Annotated in this window: 15 protein-coding genes; 5 read left to right on the top strand and 10 right to left on the bottom strand. The window is 65.5% G+C overall.

Annotation, left to right across the window (positions count from 1 at the left end; genetic code table 11):
* The first annotated feature begins 11 nt into the window (after nt 1–11).
* Nucleotides 12–353 carry a hypothetical protein gene (locus RPPS3_RS08970; protein ID WP_159060658.1) on the top strand — a complete coding sequence of 114 codons (342 nt, stop codon included), beginning with the start codon at nt 12–14 and terminating at the stop codon, nt 351–353.
* Nucleotides 354–365: 12 nt separating this feature from the next.
* Here the strand turns inward: RPPS3_RS08970 and RPPS3_RS08965 are convergent, their stop codons facing one another.
* Nucleotides 366–884: a MarR family winged helix-turn-helix transcriptional regulator gene (locus tag RPPS3_RS08965; protein ID WP_107343762.1), complete on the bottom strand. Its 519-nt coding sequence runs from the start codon at nt 882–884 to the stop codon at nt 366–368.
* Nucleotides 885–1,048: 164 nt separating this feature from the next.
* On the opposite strand from RPPS3_RS08965, the gene RPPS3_RS08960 reads away from it, so the two are divergent.
* The 3 genes from RPPS3_RS08960 to RPPS3_RS08950 are packed head-to-tail and all read left to right on the top strand — an operon-like array spanning nt 1,049 to nt 4,583.
* Nucleotides 1,049–2,089 (top strand): branched-chain amino acid ABC transporter permease, encoded by a 1,041-nt coding sequence (locus RPPS3_RS08960; RefSeq protein ID WP_199852201.1) that lies wholly within the window; start codon nt 1,049–1,051, stop codon nt 2,087–2,089.
* Nucleotides 2,090–2,094: 5 nt separating this feature from the next.
* Nucleotides 2,095–3,867 (top strand): branched-chain amino acid ABC transporter ATP-binding protein/permease, encoded by a 1,773-nt coding sequence (locus RPPS3_RS08955; RefSeq protein ID WP_107343761.1) that lies wholly within the window; start codon nt 2,095–2,097, stop codon nt 3,865–3,867.
* Entirely contained in the window at nt 3,864–4,583 is a 720-nt protein-coding gene (locus RPPS3_RS08950; protein WP_107343760.1) for an ABC transporter ATP-binding protein, read from the top strand. Before RPPS3_RS08955 ends, RPPS3_RS08950 begins: the two co-directional genes overlap by 4 nt.
* Here RPPS3_RS08950 and RPPS3_RS08945 read toward each other — a convergent pair.
* From RPPS3_RS08945 to RPPS3_RS08905, 9 genes are all read right to left on the bottom strand, one after another.
* A complete protein-coding gene (locus RPPS3_RS08945) occupies nt 4,521–5,375 on the bottom strand; it encodes a GGDEF domain-containing protein (protein WP_107343759.1) in 855 nt (284 codons plus the stop codon). The genes RPPS3_RS08950 and RPPS3_RS08945 overlap by 63 nt on opposite strands.
* Before the next feature lie 314 nt (nt 5,376–5,689).
* The gene (locus RPPS3_RS08940) at nt 5,690–6,847 is read right to left on the bottom strand and encodes an ABC transporter substrate-binding protein (RefSeq protein ID WP_107343758.1); all 1,158 of its coding nucleotides are present in this window, start codon (nt 6,845–6,847) and stop codon (nt 5,690–5,692) included.
* Nucleotides 6,848–6,928: 81 nt separating this feature from the next.
* Complete coding sequence (locus tag RPPS3_RS08935; RefSeq protein ID WP_107343757.1) at nt 6,929–7,348, bottom strand: acyl-CoA thioesterase; 420 nt, start codon at nt 7,346–7,348, stop codon at nt 6,929–6,931.
* A gap of 137 nt (nt 7,349–7,485) precedes the next feature.
* Nucleotides 7,486–9,381: a feruloyl-CoA synthase gene (locus RPPS3_RS08930; RefSeq protein ID WP_107343756.1), complete on the bottom strand. Its 1,896-nt coding sequence runs from the start codon at nt 9,379–9,381 to the stop codon at nt 7,486–7,488.
* A gap of 11 nt (nt 9,382–9,392) precedes the next feature.
* A complete protein-coding gene (locus tag RPPS3_RS08925) occupies nt 9,393–10,199 on the bottom strand; it encodes a crotonase/enoyl-CoA hydratase family protein (protein ID WP_107343755.1) in 807 nt (268 codons plus the stop codon).
* A 391-nt stretch (nt 10,200–10,590) separates the two neighbouring features.
* Nucleotides 10,591–11,052, bottom strand: coding sequence for a DUF3237 domain-containing protein (locus RPPS3_RS08920; RefSeq protein WP_107346517.1), 462 nt, complete (start codon nt 11,050–11,052; stop codon nt 10,591–10,593).
* A gap of 61 nt (nt 11,053–11,113) precedes the next feature.
* On the bottom strand, nt 11,114–12,421 hold the full coding sequence (locus tag RPPS3_RS08915) for a TRAP transporter large permease (RefSeq protein WP_434006775.1): 1,308 nt from the start codon (nt 12,419–12,421) through the stop codon (nt 11,114–11,116).
* Nucleotides 12,422–12,427: 6 nt separating this feature from the next.
* A complete protein-coding gene (locus RPPS3_RS08910) occupies nt 12,428–12,922 on the bottom strand; it encodes a TRAP transporter small permease (RefSeq protein ID WP_041810326.1) in 495 nt (164 codons plus the stop codon).
* A 228-nt stretch (nt 12,923–13,150) separates the two neighbouring features.
* Complete coding sequence (locus RPPS3_RS08905; RefSeq protein ID WP_107343754.1) at nt 13,151–14,161, bottom strand: TRAP transporter substrate-binding protein; 1,011 nt, start codon at nt 14,159–14,161, stop codon at nt 13,151–13,153.
* A 168-nt stretch (nt 14,162–14,329) separates the two neighbouring features.
* Between RPPS3_RS08905 and pobA the strand changes: the two genes are divergently transcribed.
* Nucleotides 14,330–15,502 carry a 4-hydroxybenzoate 3-monooxygenase gene (gene pobA / locus RPPS3_RS08900; protein WP_107343753.1) on the top strand — a complete coding sequence of 391 codons (1,173 nt, stop codon included), beginning with the start codon at nt 14,330–14,332 and terminating at the stop codon, nt 15,500–15,502.
* Nucleotides 15,503–15,626: the final 124 nt, after the last annotated feature.

Below are 15,626 nucleotides of genomic sequence, written 5' to 3'. Positions count from 1 at the left end.
GGGGGACGATGATGGCGACCACACCGGCGAAGTCGAAGGCCAAGAAAACCTCTGCGGCGAAGCCGGCCGCCAAGAAGCAAGCGGCCGGGCCTTTCACCCGCTACGTGTCACCGGCCGCGGCGGTCGTGCGGTTCTGCCGCTCGCTGACGCCCGAGGAAGCCGACGACTTCATCGCGCGCGCCGAACGCGCCGAAGCCGTCGTGACCCTGAAGGCGACCTCGGTCGCTTTCGTCGACCGCTTTCTGGTGGCGAAACGAAAGCGCGCGGCGATCGAGCTCAACTCGATCACCGCCTCGGTGCAGGAGGTCGACCCCTGCCCGGGGAACGACAAACGTTGCTTCAAAAAGAGCTGACCGCCGGCGCGTTCAGAATTCGCGCGCGATGGTGGCGAGCATCGCCAGCAAAGCGTCGCGATTGTCGCGGCCGAGCAGTTCGGTCAGGCGATCTTCGTGACGGGTCGCCACCAACTTCTTGGCGCGCGCCAACGTGGCTCGGCCCTTGTCGGTGAGCATCAGGATGTGCGAGCGGCGATCGCTCGGCGAGCGGGTGCGGACGCACAGACCGCGACTTTCCAGCGCATCGAGCATCGCCACGAAATTCGGCCGCAGGATGCCGAGCGTGGTGGCGATCTCGGTCTGATTGCGGCCGGGATTGGCGTCGAGCAGCAGCAGCACCGAGAACTGCGCCGGAGTGAGCTGCACCGGGGCGACGCAATGCAGGAAGTCTTCGAACACGCGGAGCTGGGCGCGCTTCAGCGCGTAGCCGAGCAGCTCCGAGAGCTCGCCCATCATCAGCTCGGAGGCCTCAGCGGCACTCTCGACCGGCGGCTCCTTGCGCGCGCCTCGTGCCGGCTTGGCGACGGCGGCGGTTTTCGATGCGGGCATCGCCGGGCTCGTGATCCTGTTCGCTAAGGTCCCGCGAACGCCTCGCGGGGCCTTGAGCTTATAATCGATAATTGTTATGCACCATATCAAATAGCCTGAGCAGAATTCAACTGCCGGCGGATGGAGGCGCGCAACGACGTGCCTTCGCGGGAGGGGACGTTCGCGTGAACACCACGATTCTGCTGTTCCTGGTTCAGGACGGTATCACCAACGGCGCGATCTACGCACTGCTCGGGCTGGCGTTGGTGCTGGTCTTTGCCGTCACCCGGGTGATCCTGATTCCCCAGGGCGAATTCATCACATTCGGCGCACTCACCTACGCGACGCTGTCGGCTGGCGGCGTGCCCGGCACCGCGCAACTGGCGCTGGTGATGGGGCTGGTCGCGTTCGCCTTCGAACTGTTCAGCGCCCGCAAATCGCTGCATCTCGCCAAGGTGGCGCGCGCGGCGCTGATCTACATCGCCTTCCCAGCAGTCGTGCTGGCGCTGGCGACGTGGCTGCCGGCGCATAAGCCCGGCGTCGCCATCAACATCGCGCTGTCGCTGCTGATCGTCGCCGCGATCGGGCTGTTTCTGTATCGCATCGCCTTCCAGCCGCTGGCCCACACTTCGGTGCTAGTGCTGCTGATCGCCTCGGTCGGCTGTCATCTGGCACTGCAAGGCTTCGGCCTGGTGTTCTTCGGTGCCGAAGGTCTGCGCGGCCCACCGCTGTCGGACGTGACGCTGAGCGCAGGCCCGCTGATCTTCACCGGCCAGAGCCTCGCCGTATACGGCATCACCCTGGCGCTGATGGCGGCACTGTGGCTGTTCTTCGGCTACACCCGCTACGGCAAGGCGCTGCGCGCCACCGCGGTCAACCGGCTCGGCGCCCGGCTGGTCGGCATCCGCACCTCGCTCTCCGGCCAGATCGCGTTTCTGCTCGCCTCGGTGATCGGCGCGATCTCCGGCATCCTGATCGTGCCGATCACCACGCTCTATTACGACACCGGCTTCCTGATCGGCCTCAAGGGCTTCGTCGCTGCGATCATCGGCGGCTTGGTCAGCTATCCGCTCACCGCCGTCGCCGCGATCGTAGTCGGCATCGTCGAGTCGTTCTCCTCGTTCTACGCCTCGAACTACAAGGAGGTCATCGTCTTCACGCTGATCCTGCCGGTGCTGGTGCTGCGCTCGCTCGCCGCCCCCGCGGTCGAAGAAGAGAAGGACTGAGCGTGATGCCGCGTTGGTTGCCGATTCTCCTGTTCGCCGCCGTAATGACGGCGCTGCCGCTGATCCCGGGCATCCCGCCGTTCTGGATCGTGCTGCTCGATAATATCGGCCTCGCCGCGCTGGTGGCGATGGGTCTGGTGCTGCTCACCGGGGTCGGCGGGCTCACCTCGTTCGGCCAGGCCGCATTCTGCGGCTTCGGCGCCTACACCACCGCCTACATCACCACGGTGTACGGCCTGTCGCCGTGGCTGGCGCTGCCCGCTTCGCTGGTGGTCGCCGGCATTGCGGCGGTGCTGCTCGGGCTGATGACGGTGCGGCTCTCGGGCCACTACCTGCCGCTCGGCACCATCGCCTGGGGCATCGCGCTGTACTATCTGTTCAGCAAGCTCGACTTCCTCGGCCGCAACGACGGCATCTCACGGGTCCCGCCGCTGTCGATCGGCCCGATCGACATGTACGATCCGCACACGATCTACTTCGTGATCTGGGCGATGGTGCTGATCAGCGCTGTGCTGACCATGAACCTGCTCGACAGCCGCACCGGCCGCGCCATCCGCGCGCTGCGCCGCGGCCATGTCGCCGCCGAAGCCTTCGGCGTGCAGACCGCGCGTGCCAAGCTCCTGGTGTTCATCTATGCGGCCGTGCTGGCGGGCCTGTCGGGCTGGCTGTACGCGCACTTCCAGCGCAACGTCAATCCGACGCCATTCGGGCCGCAAGCCGGCATCGAGTATCTGTTCATCGCCGTGGTCGGCGGCGCAGGCTATGTCTGGGGCGGCGTGCTCGGCGCCGCGATCGTCATCATCCTGAAGGAAGTGCTGCAGGGCTATCTGCCGCTGCTGTTCGGCGGCCAGGGCCAGCTCGAGATCATCGTGTTCGGCATCCTCCTGGTGGTGCTGCTGCAGCTTGCGCCCGGCGGTGTGTGGCCGTGGCTGGCCAATCTGGTACCGGTCAAATTCCGGCGCGCCGTCACCGGCAATGCCGGCGGCTTGCCCGCGCGTGAACGGGTCGGCGGCTCCGCGACCGCGCCGCTGCTGAAGGTCGAGCGCGCGCGAAAGCAGTTCGGCGGCGTGGTTGCGGTCAACGACGTGTCGTTCGACGTCAACGCCGCGGAGATCGTCGCGCTGATCGGCCCCAATGGCGCGGGCAAGTCGACCACCTTCAACCTGATCACCGGCATCCTCACCACCACCGGCGGCCGGATCGAAGTACACGGCAAGCCGGTCGACAACACCCCGCCGCAGGAGGTGGTGAAGCTCGGCATCGCCCGCACCTTCCAGCACGTCAAGCTGGTGCCGGACATGACCGTGCTGGAGAACGTCGCGATCGGCGCCCACCTGCGCGGCCGCTCCGGCGCGATCACCAGCATGCTGCGGTTCGATCGCGGCGACGAGGCCAAGCTGCTCGCCGAGGCCGCGCGGCAGATCGAGCGCGTCGGGCTCGGCGCGGAGATCGATCAGCTCGCGGGTTCGCTCTCGCTCGGCCAGCAGCGCATCGTCGAGATCGCGCGTGCGCTGTGCGCCGATCCGGAACTGCTCCTGCTCGACGAGCCGGCGGCTGGCCTGCGCCACATGGAGAAGCAGCGGCTCGCCGCGCTGCTGCGTCAACTCAAGGACAGCGGCATGTCGGTGCTGCTGGTCGAACACGACATGGGCTTCGTGATGGACCTCGCCGACCGCATCGTCGTGCTCGACTTCGGTACAAGGATCGCCGAAGGCACGCCCGACGCGATCAAAACCAATCCGGACGTGATCAAAGCCTATCTCGGAGCGCTGGCATGACCGCCCTGCTTTCGGTGTCCGGCGTCTCGGTGTCCTACGGCAAGGTCGAGGCGGTGCGGAACGTGTCGCTCGAGGTGCGGACGCGCGAGATCGTCACCGTGGTCGGCGCCAACGGCGCCGGCAAGACCACCCTGCTCAGCGCCGCGATGGGCGTGCTGCCGCTGAAGGGCCGCGTCACTTTCGACGGCATCGATGTCGCGCGGCTCGACATCGAGGACCGCGTCGCCGCCGGGCTATCGCTGGTGCCCGAGCATCGCGAGCTGTTCGCCACCATGACGGTGGAGGACAATCTCGAACTCGGCGCCTTCCGCATTGCCAAGAGCATCGCCGCGCAATCGCAGGAGCGGGTCTATGGCTTGTTCCCGCGGCTGAAGGAGCGGCGCAAGCAGCTCGCCGGCACGCTGTCCGGCGGCGAGCAGCAGATGCTGGCGATGGGCCGTGCGCTGATGGGCGCGCCGAAGCTGTTGATGCTCGACGAGCCGAGCCTCGGCCTTGCGCCGATCATCGTGGCGGACATCTTCCGCATCGTCGGCGAACTGCGCGAAGCCGGGGTTTCGGTGCTGCTGGTGGAGCAGAACGCCAAGGCGGCGCTGGCGATCGCTGACCGCGCCTATGTGATGGAGCTCGGCGAATTCGTGCTCGACGGCCCGGCCTCAGAGGTTGCGCGCAACGAGGCGGTGGTCGCGAGCTATCTCGGCTTCTCGCACCCCGCCTGACGGTTCGGCGGGCGCCATCGGCAAGGCGTCGCCGTCGTCGAGCAGCACCACGCAGTTGCGGCCGAGATCCTTGGCGCGATACAGCGCGAGGTCGGCGCGCCGCATCAGCGCCGACAGTTCACCGCCGCGATAGGCCGCAAGGCCGAAGCTCATCGTCACCGCCACCAGCCGGCCGTCGCAGGCCACAGCGGTGGCGCACAGCCGGCACAGCTCGAGCGCGTAATCGTTGGCCTGCTCCTCGCTGACGCCGACCATCAGGCCGGCAAATTCCTCGCCGCCGTGGCGGGCGATCAGCATGCCGCGCGGCGCGGCGAAGTCGCGCAGAATGTCGCCAACCTCCGCGAGCACACGGTCGCCGATGTTATGGCCGTAATGGTCGTTGATCGCCTTGAAGCGGTCGAGGTCGCACATCATCGCCACCACCGGCTGCCCGGCGAAATTCGCCTGCGCGAGCTGGGTCGCCGCCGCCTCGTCGAAACCGCGCCGGTTGAGGAGGCCGGTCAAAGGATCGGTGCGCGACATCCGCATCAGCTCGGCGCGGGTCGAGGTCAGTTGCCGCATCAGACGGGCCGACCGATACGCCATCGCGCCCGACAGCGTCGTCGAGATGCCGAGCGCCACCACCAGCGACGCCTTCACCACCGCGCCGACCTCGACGGTCGCGTGCCAATCGGTGCCGAGATCGGAAATCAGAAAGATGATGGTGACGATCGCCGTGATCCCGGCTGCGGCCACCACGCGGCCCGCGGTGTAGCGGATCACATCACGCTGCGTGACGATCTGGCTCGGCATCAATCACCGTTGCTGGGGCCGTGCCGGCACGGAAGCGTAACCGCCTCGGCCGCCGTCGGGCCCGATGCACGGCGTTCCGCCGCGCGAAGTCCGTTGAACCCCGGTACTCCTACCAGAGGACGCGCGCCGGTCACGTTAACTCCGCGCAATTCGAAGCATCAGCCTTAACGCGACGCTAAGGCGGTGCCCCATTTTTCTGCGGTGCAGACGGAACGTGTTGAGGCCGCAAGGGCAGCCTCCCGCGCAGCAAAAAGCCGGCCTCGCGGGGAGGCCGGCTTCGCAAGCGCAGGCGGGGTGTCGCCGGCGCGATGAGGCTACTTCACCATCACGTACTTGCCGTCCTTCACCGTCAGCAGGATGCGCGAACGGTCGTCGAGGCCATAGCGATCGGTTTCGGTGAAGCTGTACACGCCCTGGCTCGCCGCGATGTCCTTCTCGCTGATCAGCGCCTTGCGGATCGCTTCGCGGAATTCCTGCGTGCCCGGCTTGGCGGTCTTCAGCGCCACCGGCACCACCCGCTCCAGCACCTTGAAGGCGTCGAACGAGTGCGCGGCGAACTGGCTGCGGCTGTTCGGGCCGTACTTGGCTTCATACGCCGAGTTGAGCTCGAGGCCGGGCTTCTTGGTCAGCGCGCTGGCATCCTGACCTTCCGGATCCATCACCGGACCCGACGCCATCAGCACGCCCTCCGCCGCCTTGCCGGCGATACGGATGAAGTCCATCGAGGCCGCACCGTGAGTCTGATAGATCAGCCCCTTGTAGCCGCGCTCGCGCAGCGTGGTCTGGGGCAACGCTGCGGCGGTGCCGGAGGCGCCGACCAGGATCGCATCGGGATTGGCGGCGACCAGCTTCAGCACCTGGCCGGCGACCGACGTATCCGGACGCGCGAAGCGCTCCTCAGCGACGATCTTCAGACCCATCGCCTCGCCCTGCTTCTTCAGGTCGTTGAACCACAGGTCGCCATAGGAGTCCGAATAACCGATGTATCCGACGGTCTTGATGTTGTTCTTTTTCATGTGCTCGTAGAGCACCTTGCCCATGATCGGGATCGGCTGCGGCATCGCCACCGACCACTTGGCGCGCTCCGGCGTGATCGGCAGCGGCGCCAGCGCGATGTGCGGCACCTGCGCTTCGTTGGCGACGTTGGAGACCGCCACGGTCGGCGGCGTCACCGACGAGCCCATGATCACGTCGGCCTTGGACTCCGTGACGAAACGCCGCGCGTTGGTGGTGGCGGCAGTCGGGTCGCCGCCGTCGTCGAGCACGATCACCTTGAGCGGATGGCCGCCGATTTCCTTCGCGACGAATTCGAGCGCGTTGCGCTCCGGAATGCCGAGCGCCGCCGCAGGTCCCGTGGTGGTGACGGTGATACCGATGGTGATTTCGTTGGTTTCGGCAAGAGCGGCACCGGACAATCCCGGCAACGCGAGGGCCACGGCGATCGCCGTAGCGGATAGCTTGAACTTGGTCACGTTCTCCTCCTCCCTCTGTTATGGCATCGGCCGTGTTCGGCGCGATCTTGTCGTCTTGTTTACGGCATCACCGGCGGCGAGTCAGCCCCGCATGAATTTCGCCTTCACCTCCTCGGGCACCGGCACCGACTTCAGCCGGCCTGGATCGTCCGGATGGCGGCCGACCATCACCCGCGTCTCGAAGCCTTCGAGCGCCAGCTGTTCGCCCTTGAAGAGCTTGTGCACCACTTCGAAGCTGGAACGACCGAACCGCTCGATCCGGCTTTCGATGCTGATCACGTCGCCATAGGTCGAGGGGATGTAGAACTTGGCGCGGGTATCCACCATCGGAATCCCGACCAGACCATAGACCTTGATCAGGTCGCGCTTCGAGCATCCGGCTGCGACAAAAAGCGCCGAGGTGGAATCGTCGAACATCGCAAAGTAACGCGGGTAGTACACAATATCCGCCGGGTCACAATCGCCCCACTGGATCTGCACCTCACGGCGGTTGGTGAACATCGAAAGTCGCCTACCTCTCAGTTGGTCATTCCGGGGCGCCGCGCAGCGGCGAACCCGGAATCTCTTGCACAGATCATCTCGGGATTCCGGGTTCGCGGACTGCGTCCGCGCCCCGGAATGACGGAGACCATTGCCCCTCACTCCAGCGCGATCACATGCGCGGGCGGCGGGTCTGCGTACAGGTCGGCGATCAGCGCGGCACGATATTCCAGCACGGCGCGCTGGTTGACCGAGCCCTTGTCGGTGATCTCACCTTTATCGATCGACAGCGGCTCGCCGAGCAGCACGGCGCGGGTGACGCGGTTCGATGAGCCGGTCGCCTGCGTCAGCAGCGTGGCGAAGCGCTCGCGGAACGCCTCGCGGATCAGATGGTCGGCCGCCATGCCGGCCAGATCCTCCAGCGGCAGCGTGGCGTTGATCAGCTTGCAGCCGTCTGGATCGAGGATCGCCAGCGCGGTGACATAATCGCGGTCGAGCCCGGCGATCACCACGTCGCGCACCAGCGGTGCGCAGGCAGCAATGAACTTGGCGCGCAGCGGACCGACGCTGACCCAGGTGCCCGACGCCAGCTTGAAGTCCTCCGAGATGCGGCCATCGAAATCGAAGCCCCTCGAAAGATCGTTCGGATCGACCGGCTTCAGCGCGTCGTTGAGCTTGTAGAAGCCCTCCTCGTCGAACGCCTTCTCGGTCAACTCCGAAGCGCGCCAATAGCCGGGCGTGATGTTCGGCCCCTTGGCGCGGACTTCGAGCTTGCCGTTGTTCGGCACCAGCTTGGCCTCGTTGCCCGGCACCGGCAGACCGACATGGCCCGAACGCGACGTCTGCGGCGTCACCGACATGAAGAACGGCGCGGTCTCGGTCGCCCCAAGACCGGTGAGCATCGGCACGCGCGCGCCGGTCTCCGCCACCGCGACCTCGTCGAGCCCGCTCCAGACGTGCGCCGCGAGGCTGGCGCCGGAGAAGAACATCGCGTGCAGGCGGCTGAAGAACAATTTGCGGAGCTGCTGGTCTTCCCGCAGCACCGGCAGCAGCGACTCGTATCCCTTCGGGACGTTGAAATACACCGTCGGCGCGATCTCGCGCAGATTGCGGATGGTGGCGGCGATCCCGGCCGGCGTCGGCTTGCCGTCGTCGATATACATCGAACCGCCGTTGAACAGCGTCAGGCCGATATTGTGGTTGCCACCGAAGGTGTGATTCCACGGCAGCCAGTCGACAATCACCGGCGGCTCGTCTTTCAGGAACGCCATCGCCTCGCGGATCATTACCTGATTGGCGCAGATCATCCGCTGGGTGTTGATCACCGCTTTCGGATTGCCGGTCGATCCCGAGGTCAGCAGAAACTTCGCAATGGTGTCGTGGCCGATCGCCTCGTGCTTGGCGGCCAGCTCAGGATGCTCCGGCGTCGCAAGCAATTCGCCGAGCGACGTCACCTTGCGCCCCTTGACCTCGCCACGCGTGGCAGCGAGTTCGACGTCCTCCGGCACGGTGGCGAGGATCGCTGGGGCGAAGGCGGTGATGTCGTCGGCGAAGATCAGGCCAGGGGTCAGCAGCCCTACGATGTGCCGCAGCTTGCCGTAATCCTTCGACACCAGCGAATATGGCGGAGACACCGGACACATTGCGACGCCCGCATACAGCGCGCCGAACATCACGATCGCATGGTCGATCGAGTTGCCGGACAGGATCATCACCGGCCGCTCGGCCGACAGGCCGCGCGCGATCAGCGCCGAGGCGATGGTCTGCGCGGCGCGCAGCATCTCGGCATAGCTGATCTTGCGCCAGCCGCCTTCGCCGTTGCGCTCGGCCATGAATACCCGGTCCGGCGCGATCTCGGCAAAATGATGCAGCCGGTCGGTGATCCGCACCGGATAATCGGTGAGCGTGGTGGTCGAGCGCACGTAGATCGTGCCATCCGGCTTGCGCTCGGTGGCGATGCCGATCTCGCCGAACGAGATATCGCGCAGCGGGTGAGCCGCGTCACGCCCGTCGGCAGTAGCGGCGAATGCAATGGGATCGGTCATGGCGTCCATCACGGCTCCGTTCAGCTCGGCCGAACCTTGGCTGTCTTGTGATCGAGGAAAGCGCGTATCCGCGTTTTGGCTTCCTGGTCGCTCTGCGCCACGGTCGCCATCAGCGATTCCATCAACAGGCCGGTCTGCGGATTGGCCTCGGCGATCATCGGCAGCGCCTGCAGCACCGCAAAATTCGTCAGCGGCGCGTTCTGCGCGACGCGATTGCCGAGCTCCAGCGCCTTGTCATAGGCCGCCCCATTGTCGATCAGATATTGCGAAAAGCCGTGCATGACGCCCTCGGCGGCCGAATACACGCGCCCGGTCAGCATCATGTCGGCCATCCGGGCGACGCCGATCAACCGCGGCAACCGCACCGAGCCGCCGCCGCCGACGAAGATGCCGCGGCTGCCCTCGGGTAGCGCGTAGTAGGCGGACGCCTCGGCGACGCGGATATGCGCCGCGCAGGCGAGCTCGAGCCCGCCGCCGATCACAGCGCCCTTCAGCGCCGCAATCACCGGCACCCGGCAGTACTGGATCTTGTCGAACACCCGATGCCAGGTCTGGGAATGCACCAGCCCTTCGGTGGCGTCGCGTTCGCGCAGTTCGGAGAGGTCGAGGCCGGCCGAGAAGTGATCGCCGATGCCGTGGATCACCACCGCGCGGATCTCATCCGGAATGTCGGTGAGACAGTCCTTCAGCGCCGCCATCAGCCCGTCATTGAGGGCGTTGCGTTTCTTGGGGCGATTGAGACCGATCGTCAGCACGGGGCCGACGGTGTCGACGACAAGCGTCGACGGGTCCGCGAGCGTCGCGGCCTGAGCGTTTCCTGTGAGCACTTATTACGTCCTGTGCAGAATAGTTATAGATCATAACAATCACTTGAGCCCGACGTCAATCGGCATTGCCGTGCAAAAGCGGGGACTGGGGCTCATAAACCGCTGCGCTGGATGTGCGCCAGCGGCGTCGCACAGCAGCGCAACCCGGCGAGGCGCGCCCCCTCTCCCGCTTGCGGGAGAGGATCGGGGTGAGGGCGACGCAGGCACGGAAGCTCACCTATGCAGAAGTGTCCCCGGCTTCACTACGCCAAGTCGACTTCTCCCTCCACGGCAGAGCGCAACCGTGCCGGAGGTTAGTCCATGCCAGGACGAGAGGCTGTCACCCCACCCCGCTCGCTGCGCGAGCGCCCCTCCCCCTCCAGGGGAGGGTGAAGATCGCAGCACCCCGTGCTCACAGCACCTGATGCACGTCGATCACGACGCGGTCGGCGTGGCGGGCGGCGGAGCCGATGAACAAATGCTGCATCAGCCACTGATAGTTGGGGTGGCCGGTCTCGAATCGCGGCCGGGTGCGGAAATAGATCAGCTTGGGGTCGACCGGCTCGCCGCGCTTCAGCTTCTGCAGCAATTCGACCGGCCCGAACCGGATGCCGATGTTTTCGACGTAGACCACCGCACCGTCATCGGTTTCGAACGCATATTTGGCTTCCAGCTCGATCAGTTCGTTCGGCCGGATGATCTGGAAATCGGCGCCGAACGGCAGTACCTTGCCGCTGATCCCCTCGCCCTTTACCTCGCCGCCGAGGATCGGAATGATCCGGCGCACGCCGCTGCCGATCTCGCCGGCCGACGTCACCTCGCCGATCCGCGCCGTTACGGTGAAGGCGTAGCGAGTTTCGAGGGTCGGCGTCATCGCATACATCCACGGTGGTCGTCATGCCCGGGACGAGCCCGGCCATGACGAGGTTTTCGAACTACCCAATCATCCGCATCGGCAGCCACAGCGCGATGATCGGGAACGCGATCAGGATCACCAGCCGGATCAGATCGGTGACGACGAACGGCAGCACGCCGGCAAATACCGTGGACATGCTGACGTCCTTGATCACACTCTTGATCACGAACACGTTCATGCCGACCGGCGGGTGGATCAAGCCGAGCTCTACCGTCATCACGATGATGATGCCGAACCAGATCGGATCGAAGCCGAGTGCCGTGACCACCGGAAACACGATCGGTACGGTCAGGATCACCATTGCCATCGCGTCCATCAGGCAGCCGAGCACCAGATACATCAGCAGGATCAGCGCCAGCACGCCGTAAGGTCCGATGCCGAGCCCGGTGAGGAATTCGGTGACGTATTGCGGCGTTTGGGTGATGGTGAGGAAGTAGCCGAAGCACAGCGCGCCGATCAGCACGGTGAACACCGCGGCCGCGGTGCGGGTCGCCTGCAGCAGCGACTGCAGGATGCCCTCGCGGTCGAGCTTGCCGCGCAAGATACCGATCAGGAACGCGCCGACGGCACCGACCGCCCCGGCCTCGGTCGGGATGAAGAAGCCGCCATACAGCCCGCCGATCACGAACAAAAACAGCAGCAGCGGCGACCACACGTCGCGGAACGCCGCGAGGCGGTCGCCCCACGAACTCTTCGGCCCCGCCGGCAGGAAGCCCGGCCGCGCCACGCCGATGATCCAGATCGTGATCATGTGCATCACGATCGCCAGCAGGCCCGGCAAGATGCCGGCGATGAACAGCTTGCCGATGTCCTGCTGGGTGATGATGCCGTACACCGCCAGCACGGTCGACGGCGGCAGCATCGCGCCGATCGTGCCGCCGACCGCGATCACGCCGGTCGAGAACGACTGCGGATAGCCGAACCGGCGCATCTCCGGATAGGCCACCGCCGAGAACGTCGCGGCGGTCGCCACCGACGAGCCGGAGATCGCCGCGAAGCCGCCGCAGGCCGCGATGGTGGCGATGCCGAGTCCGCCCTTCCAATGCCCGACGATGGTGTTGCCGGCGCGGAACAGCTCGCGGCTGATGCCCGACGCCGACACGAACGCGCCCATCAGCAGAAACATCGGAATCACACCGAACGAATAGTCGGTGACGGTGCGCATCGTGGTCTGGCCGACCAGCTTCAGTGCCGGCTCGAAGCCGGTGAGATAGCCGAACCCGGTGACGCCGACGAGGCCCATCGCCATGCCGACCGGCACGCGCAGCAGCATCAGGACGAACAGGCTGACGAAGCCGATCGCGGCCACCGTCTCGTTGGTCAGCATCGCGGCTTACTCCACCGGCTTCATGCGCACTTCGCGCATCTGCTCCGGATGGAAGATCAGCCGGAAGGTTCGAATCGCGATCAGCAGCACGGCGGAGACGTCGCCGATCCACGACACCAGATAGAACGGCCAGATCGGGATCTGCAGGTCCATCGTGACGATGTGGTCGGCTTTGGTGGTCACCACCTTGTCGAACAGCGTGTAGGTCTGCACGCTGACGACGAACAGCAGGACCAGAGTGGCGAAGATGTCGATGATCCGCTGCCAGCGCGGCGATGCCGCCGCCCACACCAGATCGACGGTGATATGCGAGCCGCGGTAGGAAGTGGCGGCGATGCCCCAGAAGATCAGCACACCGAGCATGAACTGACCGAAATTGTAGTAGTCCGGGATCGTCACCGAAAAGAACTTGCGCATGAACACGGCCAGAAACGTGTTCAGCGCGACGATGCCGACGAAGAACGCCGCGATCCATTCGATCGCGTCGATGAAACGGTCCATGCCGTTCTTGGAAAAGCGCCGCGTCGTCAGGGCGCCAGGCAGCCGGTCGCGGAGCTTGTCGTCGGGAGGAGAACTCATCGGAGCTCGATCGTTGGTATTGCGTCAATCACACTGAAAAAGTCATTCCGGGGCGCTCGCGCAGCGAGCGAACCCGGAATCTCGATCGTGCGACCTCGAGATTCCGGGTCTGCGCGCGATACGCGCATCCCGGAACGACCACGCAGAGGCTCACAACCCCGCGTCGTACTTCTTCAGCGCGTTCTGCAGATCGGCTTCGACCGCGGCGGGATCGCCACCGGACTTCTTGACCTGCTCGGCCCAGCTGTCGCGCAGCGGCTTGGTCGCCTTCTTCCATTCGGCGAGCTGCGCATCGGTCAGCGGATAGACCTCGTGGTCCTGCAGCGCCTTCATCTTGACGCGGCCGTTGGCCTCGAAGTCGGTCCAGGGGTCGGTGACCTTGGAGGCCCATTCCGGCGTGCAGTGGTCGTCGATGATCTTCTTCTGCGCTTCCGACAGTGCGTTATAGGCCTTCAGCCCGATGTTGTAGGTGAACACCGTGGTGTAGAGCGGCACGTCCATGTGATACTTGACCACCTTGTCGATGCCGAACAGGAACACCGAGCCCCACGGGAAGGTGATCTCGTCCGCAACGCCGCGCTCCAGCGCGTCGCGCGATTCCGGCGCCGAGGCCTGCACATTGGTGCCGCCGAACAGCTTGACCATTTCGCCGATGGTCGATTGCGCCGGCCGCACCTTCAGGCCGCTCATATCAGACGGCAGCAGCACCTTCTTCTTGCCGTGCAGCGCGCCCGGATCATGGATGAAGGCGAAGCACAGCTTGGTGTCCTTCATCTCGGTCGGGGCGTATTTGTGGTACCACTCGTTCAGCGCCAGCGTGCCCTTCTTGCCGTCCTTGAACACGAACGGAAGCTGGCCGGCGGAGACGATCGGGAAGCGGCCGGGCTGATAGCCGGGATTAACGTAGGTGACGTCGGCGATGCCGTCGCGCGCCATGTCGTAATGGTCGAACGCCTTGCCGAGCTGCTCGGACGGGAACACGGTCATCCGGATGCTGCCGCCGGAGGCCTTCTGAATGTCCTCGGCCCACGCCTTGGTCGCCGGCACCAGCGGATGCGCCGGCGGCACCCACAGCGAGACTTTCCAGTTGACGGTTTTGTCCTGCGCAAGCGCGGGCGTCACGCTGGCGGCAAGCAGCAGCGCGAGCAGAGTCTTCCTCATCGAGCTCTCTCCCTTGGTCGGCTTCAATCGGCCTTTGGGCCGCATTGTTATAGGTTATAACCATCATTGCAAGTGACGGCCGCGTAATAGCTGCTAGACACCGGACGGCGGCTAGACGGCTTCGTGACGGTCCCGTAACGAGGCGACAACATCATCGGGGGAACGACCATGCGGACACAAGTGGCCATCATCGGCGCGGGTCCGTCCGGACTGCTGCTCGGCCAGCTGCTGCACAAATACGGCATCGACGCCGTCATCGTGGAACGCAAGGATCCGGACTACGTGCTGTCGCGGATTCGTGCCGGCGTGCTCGAGCAAGGCATGGTCGATCTGCTCGACGAGGCCGGCGTCTCTGCCCGCTTGCATCAGGAAGCGCTGGTGCACGATGGCTTCGAGATCGCATTCGCCGGCAAGCGGCATCACATCGATCTGAAGGGCGCGACCAGCGGCAAGAGCGTCACCGTGTATGGCCAGACCGAGGTCACCCGCGACCTGATGCAAGCGCGCAATGCCGCCGGCCTTGCCACGATCTATGATGCCACCGACGTCAGCCTGCACGATTTCGAAGGCGCCCATCCCAAGGTGCGCTACGTCAAGGACGGCACCACGCGCGAGATCGTGTGCGATTTCATCGCCGGCTGCGACGGCTTCCACGGCATCAGCCGGCAGAGCGTGCCGGCCAGCGCGGTGCAGTCGTTCGAGCGGGTGTATCCGTTCGGCTGGCTCGGATTGCTGTCTGACACCCCGCCGGTGTCGCCCGAGCTGATCTACGTCAACCACGACCGCGGCTTTGCGCTGTGCTCGATGCGCTCGATGCACCGCAGCCGCTATTACGTGCAGTGCCCGCTCACCGACGACGTCGCCGACTGGAGCGACGATCGGTTCTGGGACGAGCTGAAGAGCCGGCTCGATCCGGAGACCGCCGGCAAACTGGTCACCGGTCCGTCGATCGAAAAGAGCATCGCGCCGCTGCGTTCGTTCGTCGCCGAGCCGATGCGGTTCGGCCGGCTGTTCCTCGCCGGCGACGCCGCCCACATCGTGCCGCCGACCGGCGCCAAGGGCCTCAACCTCGCCGCCAGCGACGTGTACTACCTGTCGCGTGCCATGCGTGAATACTACGCCGAGAAGTCGGAGGCCGGCATCGATGCCTATTCGGCCAACGCGCTGCGCCGGGTGTGGAAGGCCGAGCGGTTCTCCTGGTGGATGACCTCGCAGCTCCACCGCTTCCCCGACAGCGACGCCTTCTCCCAGCGCATCCAGACCGCCGAACTGGACTACCTGGTCAACTCCAAGGCCGCGATCACCTCGCTGGCGGAAAACTACGTCGGCCTGCCGTATTGAGCTCTCTCAGGAATCCCACCATTGCGGGCCAACGGGTCGGCGCGGCACGCCGCCCGCTGACAGGCGCCGCGAAGCAAACCAGACGCTCCGTCCGCTGAGCTGCATTGCTTCGTCGCTTTGCTCT

Origin of the sequence: Rhodopseudomonas palustris, assembly GCF_003031265.1 — a bacterium.
Lineage (GTDB): Bacteria > Pseudomonadota > Alphaproteobacteria > Rhizobiales > Xanthobacteraceae > Rhodopseudomonas > Rhodopseudomonas palustris_H.
The sequence above is the reverse complement of the archived record's forward strand: the minus strand, read 5'-3'. Positions and strand labels throughout refer to the sequence as shown.